Here is an 18,658-nt window from a genome sequence, read left to right as displayed (position 1 = left end):
TAAGCATTCCTTTGGCACCCCCAGGGATCTGAGTGATTGACTTTGATTCAAGGGGGCTTCAGGGTGGACGCATGACGATCCTCGCGCCCATCCAAGCGGCAGCCGTCGAATTCGCCCCCGAAGTCACCTACCTCAACACCTCCAGCTGGGGCCTGCTGCCCCGCCGGACGATCGCCGCCGTCAAGGCCCTGGCCGACGAGAACGCCGCGGGGCGCCGGGTGGGGGCGGGCAGCTTCGACGCGGTGGAGGCCGCCCGGGCCGGCTTCGCCCGGCTCGCCGGGGTCCATCCGGACCGGGTCGCCACCGGGAGTTCCGTCACCGTCCACGTCGGCCTGATCGCCGCTTCCCTGCCGCCGGGAGCCGAAGTCCTCTGCCCCGAGGGCGAGTTCTCCTCCGTGGTCAGCCCGTTCGCACTCCGCGGCGATCTGCGCGTGCGGTACGCGCCGCTCGACGGGCTCGCCGGGGCCGTGGGCCCCTCGACCGCCCTCGTCGCCTTCTCCGCCGTGCAGTCGGCCGACGGCCGGGTGGCCGATCTCGCCGCCGTCCGCGCGGCCGCCGCGGCGCACGGCGCCCGGACCCTGCTGGACGGAACCCAGGCGGCGGGCTGGTTCCCGCTGGAGGCGGGGGCGTACGACTACACCGTGACCGGCGGCTTCAAGTTCCTGCTCTGTCCACGCGGTACGTCGTTCCTGACCGTCACCGAGGAAGCGCAGGACACGCTGCCGCCCCTCTTCGCCGGCTGGGTCTCCGCCGGTGCTCCCTGGACGAGCAACTACGGCCCGCTGGAGCGCCTCGCCCCCACCGCCCGCGGCTTCGACGAGCCGCCCGCCTTCCTCTCGTACCACGGGGCCGAGCACTCCCTGGAGCTGCTCGGTGAAGTGGGGGCCGACGCCCTGTACGCGCACGCCACCGGGCTCGCGGCCCGGCTGCGGGCGGGGCTGGCGGAGCTCGGGCACGAGACCGTTCCCGGGGAGTCCGCGATCGTCTCCGTGCCGGGTCTCGAGAGCCGTCATTCCGAGCTGGTGGAGGCAGGCGTCGCCGTCTCGGCCCCGGCCGGGAATCTGCGGATCTCCTGCCACCTCTACAACACGGAGGCCGATGTGGACCGGGTGCTGGAGGTCCTGGCCTGATCCGCAGGGATGCGGCTCGGCAGGCTCGGCAGGCTCAGCGCCGGTCCGGGCGGTCCGCGGTCTCCCGGCAGAGGTTCTTCTCGGCCTTCGCCGGCACCCGGACCAGCTCCGTGCGCTCGGCCGGTCCGAGGCCCGCGAGCGTCTGCTCCTCCAGGCTGCCCCAGGCCTCTCCGACCGCGGTGTGCAGCGCGCAGCTCTCGTCCCTCGCCTCGACCAGCACGGTCCGCCGGTCCGCCGGGTCGGGGCGGCGGCGCACATGCCCGGTCTGCTCCAGCCGCTGGAGCGTCTTCGTCACCGTGGACGGGTCCAGGTCCAGAACTCTGATCAGCTCCGTCTGACGGACCGCGCCCCGGTCCACAGGTGCATCATCAGCAGCTCCTGCCCGGGTAGAGGTCGGCCGCCCCGATCCGGGAGCTGACGCTCACCCTGCGCAAGGCCTTCTCCGGGACCGTCGTCCTCGACGTGCCGTCCGAGGGCGCCACCGGACCCGACGAACACACGGTGATCGACGACGGCATCGCCGACCTGATCGCCTACGGGGCGCTCTTCCTCACCGAACCGGACCTGCCCGCCCGGCTCACGGCGGGCGGCCCGTGCAACACCCCCGACCCGTCGACCTTCTTCGGCGGCGACGCCAAGGGCTACACCGCCTACCCGGCGCTCGACTCCGTCTGACCGTCCTCGCGCGGCCTCCCGTCCCACCGCCACGAGGCGCGGCGCGGGCGGTCCGGCAGCTCGGCGCGACCGGTGGCCCACAGCAGTACGGCCCACCGGTCGCCGCCCGCCGGGGCGTCCGGGAAGAGCCGGGCCAGCACCCGGTCGCAGAGCGCCGGGGACGGCGACCAGTCCAGCCCCAGGCCCTCGGCGAGGTCATGCGTGTGCACCAGGGTCTCCACCACGCCCATCGCGGCGAAGCCCTCCGGGTCGGAGATCCCGTACCCGTGGTACGAGCGCACCTCGGGCGGCGTCGTCCGCGCCATCGACGCCAGCAGCGCCCCGCTCGCCTCCAGCGTGGCCAGCAGCCCGGCGGGCCCGGCGTCACGGTCGGCGAAGACCGCGTTGTGGGGCCCGCCCTGCCGTTCGGGCGCCCACCGGTAGGGCACCTCGCGGTCCAGCGGAGGTGTACGGGGGCCCAACTGCACCGCGTACGCGAACAGATCGTCGCTCAGGTGCTCCACCGTCTCCCAACAGGTCCAGTCGAGGCTTCCCGCGGGCGCGTCCCAGCGGTCCGCCGGGGCCTCGGCCAGCACGTCCACCGCGAGCCGCACCGCCGCGGTCACATCGTCGGCGGTCACCGGCGGCCGGGTCCCGGTGAGCGCCGCCCGCTCGGCCGCGGAGCACTCCACACAGAACTCGTTGCCCTCGGGATCGGCGAGCGTCGCCCAGCCGCGCCCGTTCGGCCTGCGGTGATCGCCCACCAGGGTCGCGCCGAGCGCGAGCAGCCGCTCCACCTCCTCGTCCCGGGAGCGGTCCCGCGGCTGGATGTCCAGATGGACGCGGTTCTTGGTCTGTTTCCTCTCGTCCACCTGAACGAAGAGGACCGCCGTGCCGGGGGCCTCGACCAGCGCCTCCGGATCGCCGGGGACGTCCTCGTCGGAGAGCGGCGCGCCGAGCACCCGGGCCCAGAAGCTGCCGAGCGCGTAGGCGTCGGCACAGTCGATCGTGATGTGGCGTACATGGGAAGTCATGGCGGACACCCTCTCCGCTGGCCCGGCCCCGGTCCAACGAGTTACGCGGCGAGGGCCGGGACGGCGTACCGTCCCGGCCCCTATGTCCCGTGCGTCCCGTTACTTCACCGGGGTGAAGTCCCGCGCCCCGATGAACTCGGGGCGGCGGATCGGAGCCGCGAAGGGCTCCTGCGCCGCGTTCTCCACGCTGTTGAAGACGATGAAGACGTTGCTGCGCGCGTACGGGGTGATGTTGTCGCCCGAGCCGTGCATCGCGTTGCAGTCGAACCAGGTCGCCGAACCGGCCTTGCCCGTGAAGAGCCTGATGCCGTGGCGGTCGGCCATCTTCGTCAGCGCCTCGTCGGACGGGGTGCCGGCGTCCTGCATCTGGAGCGACTTCTTGTAGTTGTCCTTCGGCGTCTCGCCCGCACAGCCGAGGAACGTCTTGTGCGAGCCGGGCATGATCATCAGCCCGCCGTTGGTGTCGAAGTTCTCGGTCAGCGCGATCGACACGGACACCGTCCGCATGTTCGGCAGGCCGTCCTCCGCGTGCCAGGTCTCGAAGTCCGAGTGCCAGTAGAAGCCCGTGGCCCCGAAGCCCGGCTTCACGTTGATCCGGGACTGGTGGACGTACACGTCCGAACCGAGGATCTGGCGGGCCCGGCCCACCACCCGCTCGTCGCGCACCAGACCGGCGAAGACCTCGCTGATCTTGTGGACCTCGAAGACGGACCGTACGTTCTGCGACTGCTTCTCGACGATCGAGCGCTCGTCGGCGCGGACCGCCGGATCGGAGATCAGCCGGTCCAGCTCCGCCCGGTAGACGGCGACCTCGTCCGGGGTGATGAGCTGGTCGACGGTGAGGAAGCCGTCGTGCTCGTATCCCTGGAGGTCCTTGGCGGCGATCGGGCCCGGTGCGCCCGGCGCGGACCAGATGACCGGGTCCTGGCGGGGAGTGGTCATCTCGGCGGCGCCGCGCGAGGGGTACAGATCGGCGCGTACTTCGGTGGTCATGGTGGTTCAGGCCTCCTCGGTCAGCAGTGGGTAGACACCGTTCTCGTCATGGTCCTCCCGTCCGGTGACGGGGGGGTTGAAGACACACACGCAGCGGAAGTCCGTCTTGGGCCGCATGGTGTGCCGCTCATGCCCGTCCAGCAGATACATGGTGCCGGGCGTGATCCAGTGCGTCTCGCCGGTCTCGTCGTTGGTGAGCTCGGCCTCGCCCTCGGTGCACAGCACCGCCTCGATGTGGTTCGCGTACCACATCGAGGTCTCCGTGCCCGCGTACAGCACGGTCTCGTGGAGCGAGAAGCCCACCTTCTCCTTGGCGAGCACGATGCGCTTGCTCTCCCAGGTGCCGGACGCGGACTTCACATGCCGGTCGGTGTTCTCGATGTCACTGAACGATCGGACGATCACGGTGAACGGTTGCCCTTCTCTTCTCTCCACAGGGTCCCGGGCCTCGCGGCCCGGGACTTCTTCTTCTCCACCTGCCCCGACGGTGCCGGGTCAGGCCGTTTCGCGGACGCAGCGGGCCAGCGTGCGCAGGCCCTCGTCCAGTTCTTCGGGGGTGATGGTCAGCGGCGGCAGCAGCTTGACGACCTCGCTCTGCGGGCCCGAGGTCTCCAGCAGGAGCCCCAGTTCGAAGGCGCGGGCGCAGACCGCCGAGGCGCGCGCCGGGTCCTCGAACTCCATGCCCCACACCAGGCCCCGGCCGCGGAACCGCGCGGTCGGCTCCTCGGCGCAGATGGCCAGCAGCGTCTGCTCGACCTGCTCCCCGCGGGCCAGGGTCTGCTTCTCCATCTGGCCGTCCGCCCAGTAGGCGTCGAGCGCGGCGGCGGCCGTGACGAAGGCCGGGTTGTTGCCGCGGAAGGTGCCGTTGTGCTCGCCCGGCTCCCAGATGTCCAGCTCCGGCTTGAACAGGCACAGCGACATCGGCATGCCGTAGCCGCTGATGGACTTCGACAGCGTGACGATGTCCGGGACGATGCCGGCCTCCTCGAAGGAGAAGAAGCCGCCGGTACGGCCGCAGCCCATCTGGATGTCGTCGACGATCAGCAGCATGTCCTGGCGGTGGCACAGCTCCTGCAGCGCACGCAGCCACTCGGCGCGGGCGACGTTGATGCCGCCCTCGCCCTGGACCGTCTCCACGATCACGGCGGCGGGCTTGTTGAGCCCGGAGCCCTGGTCCTCCAGCAGCCGCTCGAACCAGAGGAAGTCGGGGACCGTGCCGTCGAAGTAGTTGTCGAACGGCATCGGGGTGCCGTGCACCAGCGGGATGCCGGCCCCGGCCCGCTTGAACGCGTTGCCGGTCACGGCGAGCGAACCCAGCGACATCCCGTGGAAGGCGTTGGTGAACGAGACGACGGACTCGCGGCCCTTGACCTTGCGGGCCAGCTTCAGCGCCGACTCGACGGCGTTGGTGCCGGTCGGGCCGGGGAACATCACCTTGTACGGCAGGTCACGCGGGCGCAGGATCACGTTCTGGAACGTCTCCAGGAACGCCCGCTTGGCGGTGGTCGCCATGTCCAGGCCGTGGGTGATGCCGTCGCGCTCGATGTAGTCGATCAGCGCTCGTTTCAGCACCGGGTTGTTGTGGCCGTAGTTGAGCGAGCCGGCCCCGGCGAAGAAGTCCAGGTAGGAGTGGCCGTCCTCGTCGGTCAGCCGGGCGCCCTGCGCGCGGTCGAAGACGGCGGGCCAGCCGCGGCAGTAGCTCCGTACCTCGGACTCCAGGGTCTCGAAGACGCTCAGGGCGGGCGGGGTGATGGTCACAGCGGATCTCCTGCGTGAGGGGGTGTGACGGGCAGTGGTCGAGTGCTCCCCGCCGCACGGATGCGGCCGGGACCGCGCCGAGTGGTCGGACGGCGCGAAAAGTCGATGGTCCGGGCGTACTGGTCGGGTACGCCGGAGTGCGGGAGCCGGGGCGGCTCAGGTGGCGAACGGGCCTATCCGGTAGAGCACCTCGGGCAGGTGCGTCTCCTCGGGGAACAGCGCGCCGTCGAAGAGCACTTCCTTCTCCAGCGCGACGTCGTGGCGCTGGGCGTAGGACGTGAACAGCCGGTCGGAGGCGGTGTTGTCCGGCGTGATCGTCGTCTCCACGGACGCCAGGCCCTGGTCGGCGGCGACGCGGGCGGTCAGCGCGTCCAGCAGAGTGGCGGCCAGTCCCTTGCCGCGGTGGGCCTGGTCGACGGCCACCTGCCAGACGACGAGGGTCTGGGGACGGTCGGGCCTGATGTAGCCCGTCACGAAGGCGATGGGCTCGCCGTTCTCGCCACGGGCCACGGCGGAGGTCGCGGCGAAGTCACGGCACCACAGCAGGTAGCTGTACGAGGAGTTCAGGTCCAGGACCTTGGAGTCGCGGGCTATGCGCCAGATCGCGGCTCCGTCCTCCACTCGTGGCACATCGATACTGAGGAATTCGCTTCGGGCACGGGCAAAATCTGCTGGTGCGGCGGTCATGCGAATTGAATTTACCCAGCAAATTTCGAAATTGCATCGACTTAGAGGGTTGGGTGACGAGCCCTCATGTGTTATCAGGCGTGCGCGAGGCTTCTACCGATCCGGGTGCAACTTCATACGCTTTGTCCCGAATTAATCGGGCATAACGCCGCTCTTGTGGAGTCGGTCACAGGGTTGTAACTCTCGCGAGATGTGTCCGAATTATGAAGTTCGAGGCCGGAAAAAACTGGCCCGTTTAGGTGACGGAAAAGCGGGCAGAAGAATGTGGGAAGCTGCTTTTAATAAAGCAGCTTCCCACATTATGAATATCAGAGGCTCGGCCAGGTTTCCGAAACAGCCCGCCGGGCAGCCTCGATGTCGACCGGCAGGCCCGCGTCGGCCAGCACCGCCCCCAGAGCCGCGAGCGAGGACAGCACCGCGCCCCGCGTCGCATCCGCCCCGTAATGGTTGACCCGGATCATCTCCTCGGACAGCGCCCCGCCACCCGCGACGAGCGGCAGCGCGGGGTCCGCCGCCAGCGCCCCCGCGACCAGCGCGGCCGCGTCCGTCCCCGCGGGGGCGCGCAGCGTCGTCGCCACCGGGGCCGCGTCCCGCGCCTCGTGGACGTACGGCTCCAGCCCGCCGCCCAGGGCCACCGCACCGGCCCGGGTCGCCGCGGCGGCCGAGGAGTGGCGGGCCATCAGCGTGTCCAGGCCCTCGTCCTCGATCCGCGCCACGCAGGCCTCCAGGCCCAGCATCTCCAGCTGCGCCGGGGCGTGCGGCAACGCCCTGCGGCCGGCGTCGATCCAGCGCTCCTTCCAGTCCAGGAGGGAGAGGTAGGAGCGGCGCGGGGCGGCCGGGTTGGCGGCGATCCGCTCCCAGGCCCGCTCACTCACCGACACCGCCGACACCCCGGCGGGCCCGCCCATGGCCTTCTGCGCGCCGATCACGCACAGATCGACGCCCCAGGCGTCCGGCAGCAGGGGCTCGGCGCCGACCGAGGCGACCGCGTCCAGCATGAACAGCGCTCCGTGTGCCCGGACCACCTCGCCGATCTCCGCGACCGGGTTGGTGTTACCGGTCGCCGCCTCCGCGTGCACCAGCGAGACGAAGTCGATCCCCGGGTGCTCGGCGAGCGCCTCGGCGACCTGGTCGGCGGTGACCGCGGCGTGGAAGGGCACGGTGAGGTCGACGACCTCCGCACCGCAGTCCCGCAGCCAGTTGCCGAAGGTCTGCCCGTACGGTCCGGTGACCACGTTCAGCGCGGTCGAGCCGGGCCGCGCGCCGCCGCGGATGCAGCCTTCCAGCGGCAGCAGCGCCTCGCCCTGGGTGATGACGACGTCCTGCTCCGTGGCGAGGAGCCGGGCCACGCGCCGCTCGATCGCCGCGAAGCGGCCGGCGGTGAGCGGGGGAAGGTCGAGGAAGGGGTGCGTCACGGTGGGGCTCTCTTCGGGATCGTTCGACGGTCGGAATCGCACGGGCAGCCTACCGACGGCCTCGTACAGTGCCGCGTATGAGTGATCAGGAGGAGCAGCGGGTGCTGCGGGTGAAGGGCCGGGTGCTCGTCGGCCCGGACGAGGTGCGGGACGAACTGTGGGCCGTGGGCGGGCGGATCACCTACGAGCGGCCGCCCGGCGCCGACGGCGCCATGACGGTCAGGGGCTGGGCGCTGCCCGGGCTGGTCGACGCGCACTGCCATGTGGGCCTCGACCGGCACGGTCCGGTCGACGCGGCGACCGCCGAGAAGCAGGCGCTCACCGACCGGGAGGCCGGAACGCTGCTGATCCGGGACGCGGGTTCGCCCTCCGACACCCGGTGGATCGATGACCGCGAGGACCTGCCGAAGATCATCAGGGCCGGCCGTCACATCGCCAGGACCCGCCGTTACATCCGCAATTACGCCCATGAGATCGAGCCCGGCGACCTCGTCGCGTACGTCGCCCGGGAGGCCCGGCGCGGGGACGGCTGGGTCAAGCTGGTGGGGGACTGGATCGACCGCGACGCCGGGGACCTGACCGCCTGCTGGCCACGTGGCGAGGTCGAGGCGGCCATCGCCGAGGCGCACCGGCTCGGTGCCCGCGTCACCGCGCACTGCTTCGCCGAGGAGTCGCTCACCGACCTGGTGGAGGCGGGCATCGACTGCGTCGAGCACGCCACCGGCCTCACCGAGGAGACCATCCCGCTCTTCGCCGAGCGGGGGGTCGCGATCGTCCCGACGCTGGTCAACATCGCCACCTTCCCCGACCTCGCGGCGGGCGGCGAGGCCAAGTTCCCCCGGTGGTCGGCGCATATGCGGCAGCTGTACGAACGCCGCTACGACACCGTGCGCGCCGCGTACGACGCCGGGATCCCGGTCTACGTCGGCACCGACGCGGGCGGCTCCCTGGCGCACGGTCTGGTCGCGGGCGAGGTCGCCGAGCTGGTCAAGGCGGGCATCCCGCCCCTGGAGGCCCTCTCCGCCACCGCGTGGGGGGCCAGGCGCTGGTTGGGGCGGCCCGTGCTGGAGGAGGGCGCTCCGGCGGACCTGGTCGTGTACGACGAGGACCCGCGCGCCGACGTCCGGGTGCTGGCGGCGCCTCGCCACATCGTGCTGAACGGGCGGGTGATCGGCTGAGAGCGGCGCGGTGCTGTGTTGACGAGCAGTGACGGATACGGCCCCCGACTCGTTGACGCACCTCTGCGCACGCTCCGGCGCGAGCGCGCTCCGTACGGCTCGCGCCGGGTGAAACGGGTGACACCGACGAACGCACGTGCCGAAAGATTCGAATATGCGCGCGGAAACCCCCCTTTGGGGTGAACTCACGCCAGGTGTCCGCCAGTTCACCCTCAGTGCGTAAAGATTCACGGAGTCGAGGCCACCGGCGCAGGCGATGTCCCCCATTGGACTGTGCCGGTGGCTCCATGTCTCTTGTGGGGGTTCCACCATCTTGAACAGCAACACCTTCCGTCTCGCCGCCCTGGCGGTCGCCGCCGGCCCCGTCGCCCTGCTTGCCGCCGTCCCCGCGCACGCAGCCCCGGCGACGCCCACCACCGGCGGCGAGGGCAGGGCAAGCGCGGTCGTGCTCCGTACAGCGCTCGACGTCTCGCTCCTCAACAAGTCCCTCCAGGTGCCCCTCAAGGCCACGCTCAACGAGGTGACGGCCCCGGCCAGCGCCGAGAAGACCGCGCTCAGCGTGAACGTGGACGGGGTGGCGGGCGGAGCGCCGGTCAGCGTCCTGCGCGCCGACGTGGCCACCGCGAACGCCACCGTCGACGCGCACAGGGCCGAGGGCCGCACCAACCTGGCGAAGGCCAGGGTCCATGTCCCCGGACTGCCGGTGCTCTCGCTCATCGAGGTCGAGAAGGTCACCTCCAAGGCGGTCTGCGAGACCGGCAGGAAGCCCGTCGCCGAGTCGAACGTGCTCGGCCATGTCGCGGTGCTCGGCAAGAAGGTGACGCTCTCCGCGGGCGGGCCGACCCGGGTGTCGGTGCCGGGCGTCGGTGAGGTCACCCTCGACCTGTCGAAGACGGTCACCACCGAGCGCACGGCGGCCGCGACGGCGCTCCAGCTCAAGGTGTCGGTCAACCCGCTGAATCTCAACGTCGCCGAGGTGCAGGGCGAGGTCACCCTCGCCGAGGCGACCTGCGAGACCCCGAAGGCGCCGAAGACCCCCGAGGAGCCGAAGACCCCTGAGGAGCCGGGCTCCACGGACGGCGGTTCCACGGGCGGCGGCGACGTGAAGACGCAGACCGGCTCCGACACCGGCACCGCCCCCACCGAGGCCAACCTCGCCGAGACCGGCGGCAGCTCCACCACCCCGTACATCGCGGGCGGAGCGGCCCTGCTGCTGGCCGTCGGCGCGGGCGCGACGGTGCTCGCCCGCAGGCGTGGCGCCAGCCGGAGCTGATCCGCGTGCGGGGGCGGCTTTCGCACGACGAACGCCGCCCCCGCCCCTGCCGGGCCCCGAGGCTGTCGGGTGACCTCTGGTCGGGCGGCCACGCCCTGGCACGCACGCTTCCGGCGTTGTCGTCGGTCGACGACTTCCCCAAGGTCTCAGCCCCCTCGACCAGGGGAGACCCCATCCGCGTCGCCTTCCTCCGCCGCCTGGGAATCGCACGCACCAGACCGCGTCCGCTGTCCGGCCCGAGGACACCCGACAGCCCCTCAGCGCCCCGATCTTGCGGGCAGCGCCTGCACGGCCTGGTCCAGGGCCTGGAGGAAACGATTGGTCGTGGCCCGGTCGCGGACCGCGAGCCGCAGCCACTGCTGCCCCAGCCCCGGGAAGGTGTCCCCGCGCCGCGCCGCGAAGCCCAGCAGCCGCAACCGCTCCCGCACCTCCGCCGCCCGCTCAAGACGCACCAGGACGAACGGCCCCCGGGCCGCGTCCACCACCTCCACCTCGCTGAACTCGGCCAGCCCGGCGAGCAGATGGGCCCGGTCCACCGTGATCCGGTCCGCCGCCTCGGCCGCCTCCACGAGCGCCCTCGGCTCCATGCAGGCCTCCGCCGCCGCCAGTGCCGGGGACGACACCGGCCACAGCGGTTGCGCCTCGGAGAGCAGCGCCACGGTCTCCGGAGCGGCCAGGACATAACCGATCCGCAGCCCGGCGAGCCCCCACGTCTTGGTGAGGCTGCGCAGCACCACGAGCCCCGGGATGTCCGTCCGGTCGCACAGCGCCCCGCGCTCACCCGGCACGACGTCCATGAACGCCTCGTCGACCACCAACGTCCGCCCCGGCCGCGCCAACCGCTCCAGCAGCGCCGCCGGGTGCAGCACGGACGTCGGGTTCGTCGGGTTGCCGATCACCACGAGGTCCGCCTCCTCGGGCACCGCCTCCGGATCGAGCCGGAAGCCGTCCTCGGCGCGCAGCAGCACCCGGCCCACCGCGTGCCCGGCCGCTCGCAGAGCCGCCTCCGGCTCCGTGAACTGAGGGTGCACCACGACCGGACAACGGGCCGGCAGGGCACGGGCGATCAGGACGAACGCCTCGGCCGCGCCCGCCGTCAGCAACACCCGCTCCACCGGCAGCCCGTGCCGGCCGGCGACCGCGGCACGGGCGGAGGATCCGTCCGGATAGGAGGCCAGGGAGGTGAGCGACGCGGCTATCCGCTCGCGCAGCCACTCCGGGGGAGTGTGGGTACGGACGTTCACGGCGAGATCGGTCAGATTCTCGCCGCGCACCTCCGCGTCGCCGTGGTGGCGCAGGTCGGGCCCTGCGCTCTCGATGTTCCGCGTGGGGGGCGTGGGGGGATTCATGGCAGCCATGGTGAACGGGTGGGAGCCCGACGTCACCGGTGAGGTGGAAGTTTTCCTCCCGGAAACCTGGAAAGTCCCGGCGACCGCCGGAATCCGGCGGGCCACCGCACAGGTCGCCATCCCCCCGCCGGTGGCCTTCCCGCCCGGGGCACGGGTCTTCGGCACCACCAGTTCGTCCGCATCGATCAGCGCCGCCGCCTCCGCGACCGACGGCGTCCCCACCGCGGCGCCCACCGCGCCCGAGGGGTGCGGCACGCGGACCGCGGCCAGCGCCCCGGCCGGATGGGTCCGCAGCGGCACCCCGAGCCGGGCCGCCGCCCCCACGATCCCCGGCTCGTCCGCCCGGGCGTCGACCGTCGCCACCTCCAGCACGTCCGCCGCGTCCAGTCCCGCCCCGCTCAGCACCGCCTCGATCAGGGCGAACACCACATCGCCGGGGGCGCCCCGGCGTGCGCCGACCCCCACCACCAGACTGCGGGCCCCGGACTCCGGTCCGGTGCCGACGGATGCTCCGGTCATCGGTGGAGTCCTGCCTTTCAGGTCATACGTCCCGGTGGTGCGGGGGAGGAGGCGGTGGAGCCGTTCCGTATACGGAAACGGGCGGTGGGAGGGGTACGGCGGACGCCGCGGGTAAGGACAGCCTGAGATGCGGCGAGGGGCCCCGATCGGCTAGCAAGGCCCCATGGCGGTGTTCGTCGCGCTCGGCGCGTTCCTGATGACTCTGGCCGGCGGCTGGGTCGCGCAACGCGTCACCGACCGCCGTCACCTGGTGCTCGGCCTCGCGGGCGGGCTGATGCTCGGCGTCGTCGGACTCGACCTCCTGCCGGAGGCGATCGAGGCGGCGGGCACACCGGTGTTCGGGGTCCCCGCCGCCCTGCTGCTGTTCGTCGGCGGCTTCCTGGCGGCCCATCTGGTGGAGCGGCTGCTCGCCGGACGCCAGGTGGCACACGGGGCGAGCGGCCACCACGGCGACCGCGTGCCGCAGGTGGGGCTGACGGCGGCCGCCGCGATGGTCGTCCACAGCCTGATGGACGGCATCGCGCTGGGTGCCGCCTTCCAGGTCAGCGGCTCCATGGGCGTGGCCGTCGCGCTGGCGGTGATCAGTCATGACTTCGCCGACGGATTCAACACGTACACCCTCACCAGTCTTTACGGGAACGCCCGTCGCAAGGCGCTCCTGATGCTGTTCGCCGCTGCCGCGGCACCGGTCGTGGGCGCCGCGACGACGCTGCTGTTCACCCTTCCGGAGGAACTGCTCGGCGGCTATCTCGGATTCTTCGGCGGAGCGCTGCTCTACCTGGCCGCTGCGGAGATCCTTCCCGAGGCGCACCACACCCATCCCGCCCGCTCCACCCTTCTCTGCACCATCGGGGGCGTGGGCTTCATCTGGCTGGTCGTCGGCATCGCGGAGTGAGCCACGCGTACGCCCGAGCGCCCCGTCCCGACGGGCGCGCCCCCCGGACGGTGGGTTCACCGCGCCCGGCAGTGCTCGACGAACCGCCGGGCCACCCCGGGCGACGCGGCCCAGTGCGTGTGCAGATAGCTCGCGTGAACGCCCCGCTGGACGTACCCCTCGACCCGCCGCTCCGGCTGGTGCATGCCCCAGGCCGGCGTGGTCCCCGCACCCGGCTCCAGCACCGTGCGGTGGAACTCGTGACCGCGCATCCGGGTCCCCGCCACCGCCAGCACACTGTCCGACACGGCCACCGCCTGCCGGTACCCGAGCGTGAGGCGCTCGGACATCCGGGCCTCGGCGTCCAGCACCCCGCACATGGGCTTCCCGTCCAGCTCCCGCGCCAGATACAGCAGCCCCGCGCACTCGGCCGCCACCGGGGCCCCGCTCAGGGCCAGTTCCGTGACCGCCCGCCGCAACGGCTCGTTGGCCGACAGCTCGGGGGCGTACATCTCCGGGAACCCGCCGCCGATCACGAGCCCCGCCGTACCCACCGGCAGCTTCTCGTCCCGCAGCGGGTCGAAGACCACGACCTCCGCACCGGCCGCCCTCAGCAGCTCGGCGTGCTCCGCGTACGCGAAGGTGAACGCCGCGCCACCGGCCACGGCCACGACGGGCCGCACGGAACCGGTGTCCGAGGCGGGCGTCGGCTCCCACGCGGCGTCCGGCAGGGCCGGAGCGGTCCGCGCCAGCGCCATCAGCGCGTCCAGGTCGCACCCGGCGCGCACCCGCTCGCCCATCGCCGCCACGGCGTCCACCGCTTCGGAGCCCCGCTCGGCCACCGGGACCAGCCCCAGATGGCGCGAGGGCGTCGCCACCCGCGGGGCCCGGCGCAGCACGCCCAGGACCGGCAGCCCCGACTCGTCCAACGCGTCCCGCAGCAGTGCCTCGTGCCGGTCGGAGGCCACCTTGTTCAGGATCACCCCGCCGATCCGGACCTCGGGGTCCCAGGAGGCGAACCCGTGCACCAGGGCCGCCACCGAACGGGACTGCGAGGAGGCGTCCACGACCAGCACCACGGGGGCGCGCAGCAGCTTCGCCACCTGGGCGGTGGACGCCAGCTCCCCCTGCCCCGAGGCGCCGTCGTACAGCCCCATCACCCCCTCGACCACGGCGAGGTCGCACCCCGCCGACCCGTGCGCGAACAGCGGGGCGATCAGATCCGTCCCGCACATGTACGCGTCGAGATTGCGGCCGGGGCGTCCCGTCGCCAGCGAGTGATAGCCCGGATCGATGTAGTCCGGCCCCACCTTGTGCGGCGAGACGGCGAGCCCGCGCGCGGCGAAGGCGGCCATGAGACCGGTGGCGACGGTGGTCTTGCCGCTGCCGGAGGCCGGAGCGGCGATGACCAGACGGGGCACTCTCACCACTCGATGCCCCTCTGGCCCTTCTGCCCCGCGTCCATCGGGTGCTTGACCTTCGACATGTCGGTCACCAGGTCGGCGGCCTCGATCAGCTTGTCCGGCGCGTTGCGGCCGGTGATCACCACATGCTGGGTGCCGGGCCGGTTCCGCATCACCTCGACCACCTCGTCGGTGTCGATCCAGCCCCAGTGCATCGGGTACGCGAACTCGTCGAGCACGTACAGCCTGTACGTCTCGGCCGCCAGGTCGCGCTTGACCTGCTCCCAGCCCTCGCGGGCCTTCTCCTCGTTGTCCAGCTGACCGTCGCGCTGGACCCAGGACCAGCCCTCGCCCATCTTGTGCCAGTCGACGGTGCCACCCTCGCCGCTCGCTCCGAGGACCTTCAGCGCGTTCTCCTCCCCGACCTTCCACTTCGCGGACTTCACGAACTGGAACACCCCGATCGGCCAGCCCTGGTTCCAGGCCCGCAACGCGAGCCCGAAGGCGGCCGTCGACTTGCCCTTGCCGATGCCGGTGTGGACGAACAGAAGCGGACGGTTGCGCCGCTGACGGGTGGTGAGCCCGTCGTCCGGCACCGATGTCGGCTGTCCCTGTGGCATTAAGCGGCCCTCCCGGCTGCGGTGACGTCCTTGACGAGCCCGGCGATCGAGTCGGCCCGCAGCTCGTCGAGCGTGACGGCGGCGCCTCCCAGTTCCCGGGCGAGCTCCCCGGCGAGACCGAGGCGTACGTACCCCGACTCGCAGTCCACGACGACGGATGCCGTCCCCTCCGAGCGGTGCAGCCGGCCTGCCCGCCCCGCGAGCGCCACCGGCTCCGGCCCGCCGGTCGCCCGGCCGTCCGTCACCACGACGAGCAACGGCCGCCGCGACGGATCGCGCAGCCGCTCCACCCGCAGCACGTCATGAGCCTTGAGCAGCCCCGCGGCCAGGGGCGTACGGCCCCCGGTCGGCAGCGACTCCAGACGGGAGGCGGCCGCGTCCACGGACGAGGTCGGCGGCAGCACCACCTCCGCCTCCTTGCCCCGGAAGGTGACCAGACCGACCTTGTCCCGCCGCTGGTAGGCGTCGAGCAGCAGCGACAGCACGGCCCCCTTGACCGCGCTCATCCGCTGCCGCGCCGCCATCGAGCCCGACGCGTCCACGACGAACAGCACGAGATTGCCCTCACGCCCCTCCCGGGTCGCCTGCCGCAGATCGTCCCGGCGCACCACGAGCCCCCGCCCGGAACGCCCGCGCGCCCGCTGGTGGGGGGCGGCGGCCTGGACGGTCGCGGCCAGATGCAGCTTGGTCAGCGACCCCTGCGGGCGGCGGGCGCCCGTCGTACGCCCGTGCTCGGTACGGGCCCGGGAGCGCCGGCCCGCAGCGCCCTCGCCAAGCCCCGGCACGCTGAGCATCTTCGTCCGGAACGGCTCGGCGGACGCTACCGGCTGCTGCTCGGCCCCGGTGGACCGGCCGGGCGCGTCGGGGCTGCCCTCGGGGGCTCCGGCTGGCGTGTCGCTGTCGTTGCCGCCCTCACCCTGCGGCGGCGTACGGTCTCCGTCGGCCTGCGGCGGCACACCGCCACCACCGCCACCACCGCCGTCATCGTTCCCGCCGCCGTCGGGATCGGGATCGGGATCGGGCCGGTCACCGTCGTCGTCGTTCTCCCGCGGAGCGGCCTCGTCCAGGGTCTGGTCGAGCTTGTCCTCGTCCAGACCGGGCGCGTCGAACGGGTTGCGGCGACGCCGGTGGGGGAGCGCGAGGAGAGCGGCCTGCCGCACGTCGTCGGCGGTGACCTCCTCGCGGCCCGCCCAGGCGGCGAGCGCGGTCGCGGTACGGGCCATCACGATGTCGGCCCGCATGCCGTCGACCTCGAACGCGGCGCAGGTCGCGGCGATCTGCCGCAACACGCCGTCACCGAGCACGACGCGGGGCAGCAGGGCGCGCGCGGCGGCGATGCGCTTCCGCAGGGCGCTCTCCTCCCCGGCCCAGCGCGCGGCGAACCCCTCGGGGTCGTCGTCGTACGCGAGCCTGCGCCGCACGACCTCGACCCGTTCGTCGGTGTCCCGGGAGGCAGCCACCTCGACGGTCAGCCCGAACCGGTCCAGCAGCTGCGGCCGCAGCTCGCCCTCTTCCGGGTTCATCGTCCCCACCAGCAGGAACCGTGCCGCGTGCCGTACGGAGACGCCCTCGCGCTCGACGTACGAGGCGCCCATGGCCGCCGCGTCCAGCAGCAGGTCCACCAGGTGGTCGTGGAGCAGGTTGACCTCGTCGACGTACAGGATCCCGCGGTGCGCGTCGGCCAGCAGCCCCGGCTCGAACGCCTTCACGCCCTCCGACAGCGCCCGCTCGATGTCCAGCGCCCCCACGAGCCGGTCCTCGGACGCGCCCACGGGCAGCTCCACGGTCCGCGCGGCCCGCGACACACCGGCGGCCTCCGCGTGCGGCGCGTCGGGACACGCCGGATCGGGGGAGAGGGGATCGCAGGAGAACCTGCACCCCGGCACGACGGAGACCTCCGGCACGAGGGCGGCGAGCGCGCGCACGGCGGTGGACTTGGCGGTCCCCTTCTCGCCCCGTACGAGCACCCCGCCGACAGCCGGACTGACCGCGTTCAGCAACAGCCCGAGCCGCAGGTCGTCCTGCCCGACGATCGCGGTGAAGGGATACGGCGTACTCACTTGGCCTCCTGGTCGACATGAACAACAGCTGCTTCCCCGAGCCCTTGGGGCCTTGCTCCAGCGGACCCGGCAAAACCAAGCCCCTCCGGCGATCGAGGAGCGGGGTCCGGGGCAGCGCCCCGGCTCGCCGCACCACCCGCACCCGTACCCGCGTCGGCCCCCGGCAGGACCGGCGCCCCCGGGGGCACGAACGGCAACCCCACCGGCGCACCCCCCTCGATCAACCGCCACAACGCGTCCGTGTCCGCGTGTTCCTCCACCAGATCCCCGAGCCGATCCAGCTGCTCCTCCCGCAGCACCCCGAAACTCGTGTCCGGCGCCGGCACGAACCGCCGCCCGGCGGCCCGGGCCACCTCCACCAGGAACCGCCGCCGGAACGCGTCGCTCTCCAGCGACCCGTGCCAGTGCGTCCCCCACACCGCCCCCACCCGGCACCCGTCGAGGAACGGCTCCCCGCCCCGCACGTCGGCCACCCCGTGGTGGATCTCGTACCCCTCCACCGGCTCGCCCAGCGCCGAACCGACCGGCCGCGCCAGCGTCTTGGCCCGGTCGAAGCGGATGCGCACCGGCAGCAGCCCGAGCCCGTCCACGACGCCGGCCCGCGACTCCACCTCGTCCTCGATCCGCTCGCCGAGCACCTGGAACCCGCCGCAGATGCCCAGCACCGGCAGGCCCTCCGCGGCCCTCCGCACCAGCGCATTCGCGAGGCCACGCTCGCGCAGCCAGGCCAGCGCCTTCACCGTGCCGCGCGTCCCGGGCACGATCACCAGGTCCGCGTCGGCCAGCTCCTCCGCCCGGTCCACGAACCGCACGACGACGCCCGGCTCGGCGGCCAGCGCGTCCACGTCCGTGAAGTTCGACATCAGCGGCACCGCGCAGACCGCCACCCGCAGCACGTCCTCGCCGTGCGGGGGAGCCACGACCGACTCCCGTACCGCACCCCGCAGGGACACCCGCAGGCCGTCCTCCTCGTCGATACCGAGCCCGTGGGCGAACGGCAGCACCCCGTACGTCCGCCTCCCGGTCAGCCCGTGGAGCATGTCCAGGCCCGGCTCCAGCAGCGAGACGTCGCCCCGGAACTTGTTCACCAGGTAGCCCGCGACCAGCGCCTGGTCCTCGGGGCCCAGGAGGGCCGTCGTCCCGAAGAACGACGCGAAGACGCCGCCCCGGTCGATGTCCCCGACCACCAGCACGGGAAAGCGGGCCGCGCGGGCGATCCCCATGTTCACGATGTCGGTGCGCCGGAGATTGATCTCGGCGGGGCTCCCGGCCCCTTCGCAGATGACCGCGTCGTACGTGGCCCGCAGCTGCTCCAGGCAGTCCGTCACCGTCCCGAGCAGCGTCTCCTGACGGCCCCCGTGGTACCCCCGGGCGCTCATCTCTCCCACCGGCTTGCCCATCAGCACGACCTGGCTGGACCGGTCACTGCCGGGTTTCAGCAGCACCGGGTTCATCAGGGCCGTCGGCTCCACCCCGGCGGCCTGCGCCTGCATCGCCTGGGCCCGGCCGATCTCCGCGCCCTCCCGGGTCACGAAGGAGTTCAGGGACATGTTCTGGGCCTTGAAGGGCGCGACCTTCACGCCCCGGCGCACCAGCCACCGGCAGATGCCCGCCGTGACGACGCTCTTGCCCGCGTCCGATGTGGTCCCCGCGACCAGCAGACCGCCGCTCATACCCGCTCCCGTTCCCGTACCGCGTTCCGTGCCGGACC

16 protein-coding genes and 1 pseudogene are annotated in these 18,658 nt (G+C 72.5%); 5 read left to right on the top strand and 12 right to left on the bottom strand.

Annotated features, from left to right (window positions below; translation table 11 throughout):
- Nucleotides 1-71: 71 nt before the first annotated feature.
- Entirely contained in the window at nt 72-1,130 is a 1,059-nt protein-coding gene (locus tag ACH4RG_RS11260) for an aminotransferase class V-fold PLP-dependent enzyme (protein WP_398539422.1), read from the top strand.
- 34 nt (nt 1,131-1,164) lie between these two features.
- On the opposite strand, the gene ACH4RG_RS11255 is transcribed toward ACH4RG_RS11260, so the two are convergent.
- Entirely contained in the window at nt 1,165-1,488 is a 324-nt protein-coding gene (locus ACH4RG_RS11255) for a MarR family transcriptional regulator (protein ID WP_397916186.1), read from the bottom strand.
- A gap of 38 nt (nt 1,489-1,526) precedes the next feature.
- On the opposite strand from ACH4RG_RS11255, the pseudogene ACH4RG_RS11250 reads away from it, so the two are divergent.
- A pseudogene (locus ACH4RG_RS11250) lies at nt 1,527-1,805 on the top strand (alkene reductase); the annotation flags it as partial.
- Here the strand turns inward: ACH4RG_RS11250 and ACH4RG_RS11245 are convergent.
- From ACH4RG_RS11245 to ACH4RG_RS11220, 6 genes are all read right to left on the bottom strand, one after another.
- Nucleotides 1,781-2,818 carry a VOC family protein gene (locus ACH4RG_RS11245; RefSeq protein WP_397916185.1) on the bottom strand — a complete coding sequence of 346 codons (1,038 nt, stop codon included), beginning with the start codon at nt 2,816-2,818 and terminating at the stop codon, nt 1,781-1,783. The pseudogene ACH4RG_RS11250 and the gene ACH4RG_RS11245 overlap by 25 nt on opposite strands.
- A 99-nt stretch (nt 2,819-2,917) precedes the next feature.
- Nucleotides 2,918-3,811 (bottom strand): ectoine hydroxylase, encoded by an 894-nt coding sequence (gene thpD / locus ACH4RG_RS11240; protein WP_397916184.1) that lies wholly within the window; start codon nt 3,809-3,811, stop codon nt 2,918-2,920.
- Between the two features lie 6 nt (nt 3,812-3,817).
- Entirely contained in the window at nt 3,818-4,216 is a 399-nt protein-coding gene (locus ACH4RG_RS11235; protein ID WP_003969937.1) for an ectoine synthase, read from the bottom strand.
- A 90-nt stretch (nt 4,217-4,306) separates the two neighbouring features.
- Nucleotides 4,307-5,569, bottom strand: coding sequence for a diaminobutyrate--2-oxoglutarate transaminase (ectB, locus tag ACH4RG_RS11230; RefSeq protein ID WP_397916183.1), 1,263 nt, complete (start codon nt 5,567-5,569; stop codon nt 4,307-4,309).
- Nucleotides 5,570-5,725: 156 nt separating this feature from the next.
- The gene (ectA, locus tag ACH4RG_RS11225) at nt 5,726-6,256 is read right to left on the bottom strand and encodes a diaminobutyrate acetyltransferase (RefSeq protein WP_397916182.1); all 531 of its coding nucleotides are present in this window, start codon (nt 6,254-6,256) and stop codon (nt 5,726-5,728) included.
- Nucleotides 6,257-6,564: 308 nt separating this feature from the next.
- Nucleotides 6,565-7,671: a pyridoxal-phosphate-dependent aminotransferase family protein gene (locus ACH4RG_RS11220; protein WP_398539421.1), complete on the bottom strand. Its 1,107-nt coding sequence runs from the start codon at nt 7,669-7,671 to the stop codon at nt 6,565-6,567.
- Between the two features lie 77 nt (nt 7,672-7,748).
- Here ACH4RG_RS11220 and ACH4RG_RS11215 point away from each other — a divergent pair, with 77 nt between their 5' ends.
- Nucleotides 7,749-8,849 (top strand): amidohydrolase family protein, encoded by a 1,101-nt coding sequence (locus tag ACH4RG_RS11215; RefSeq protein ID WP_397916180.1) that lies wholly within the window; start codon nt 7,749-7,751, stop codon nt 8,847-8,849.
- A 313-nt stretch (nt 8,850-9,162) separates the two neighbouring features.
- On the top strand, nt 9,163-10,122 hold the full coding sequence (locus ACH4RG_RS11210; protein ID WP_397916179.1) for an SCO1860 family LAETG-anchored protein: 960 nt from the start codon (nt 9,163-9,165) through the stop codon (nt 10,120-10,122).
- A 257-nt stretch (nt 10,123-10,379) separates the two neighbouring features.
- Here ACH4RG_RS11210 and cobC read toward each other — a convergent pair whose 3' ends face one another.
- Complete coding sequence (gene cobC / locus ACH4RG_RS11205) at nt 10,380-11,990, bottom strand: Rv2231c family pyridoxal phosphate-dependent protein CobC (RefSeq protein ID WP_398163587.1); 1,611 nt, start codon at nt 11,988-11,990, stop codon at nt 10,380-10,382.
- Nucleotides 11,991-12,153: 163 nt separating this feature from the next.
- On the opposite strand from cobC, the gene ACH4RG_RS11200 reads away from it, so the two are divergent.
- Nucleotides 12,154-12,885 carry a ZIP family metal transporter gene (locus ACH4RG_RS11200; RefSeq protein WP_018957698.1) on the top strand — a complete coding sequence of 244 codons (732 nt, stop codon included), beginning with the start codon at nt 12,154-12,156 and terminating at the stop codon, nt 12,883-12,885.
- 56 nt (nt 12,886-12,941) lie between these two features.
- Here ACH4RG_RS11200 and ACH4RG_RS11195 read toward each other — a convergent pair whose 3' ends face one another.
- Genes ACH4RG_RS11195 through ACH4RG_RS11180 form a run of 4 tightly spaced genes read right to left on the bottom strand, consistent with a single transcriptional unit; the run spans nt 12,942 to nt 18,620 of the window.
- Entirely contained in the window at nt 12,942-14,294 is a 1,353-nt protein-coding gene (locus ACH4RG_RS11195; RefSeq protein WP_397930215.1) for a cobyrinate a,c-diamide synthase, read from the bottom strand.
- Nucleotides 14,288-14,887, bottom strand: a complete 600-nt coding sequence (gene cobO / locus ACH4RG_RS11190; RefSeq protein WP_397916176.1) for a cob(I)yrinic acid a,c-diamide adenosyltransferase — start codon at nt 14,885-14,887, stop codon at nt 14,288-14,290. The genes ACH4RG_RS11195 and cobO overlap by 7 nt, the downstream gene beginning before the upstream one ends.
- Nucleotides 14,887-16,947, bottom strand: a complete 2,061-nt coding sequence (locus ACH4RG_RS11185; RefSeq protein ID WP_398539420.1) for a putative cobaltochelatase — start codon at nt 16,945-16,947, stop codon at nt 14,887-14,889. Before ACH4RG_RS11185 ends, cobO begins: the two co-directional genes overlap by 1 nt.
- The gene (locus tag ACH4RG_RS11180) at nt 16,944-18,620 is read right to left on the bottom strand and encodes a cobyric acid synthase (protein WP_398163591.1); all 1,677 of its coding nucleotides are present in this window, start codon (nt 18,618-18,620) and stop codon (nt 16,944-16,946) included. Before ACH4RG_RS11180 ends, ACH4RG_RS11185 begins: the two co-directional genes overlap by 4 nt.
- Nucleotides 18,621-18,658 lie beyond the last annotated feature (38 nt).

This window comes from Streptomyces sp. NPDC021019 (genome assembly GCF_044333295.1).
GTDB lineage: Bacteria > Actinomycetota > Actinomycetes > Streptomycetales > Streptomycetaceae > Streptomyces.
Note: the sequence above shows the minus strand (reverse complement) of the source record. Positions and strands in the feature narration are given on the sequence as shown.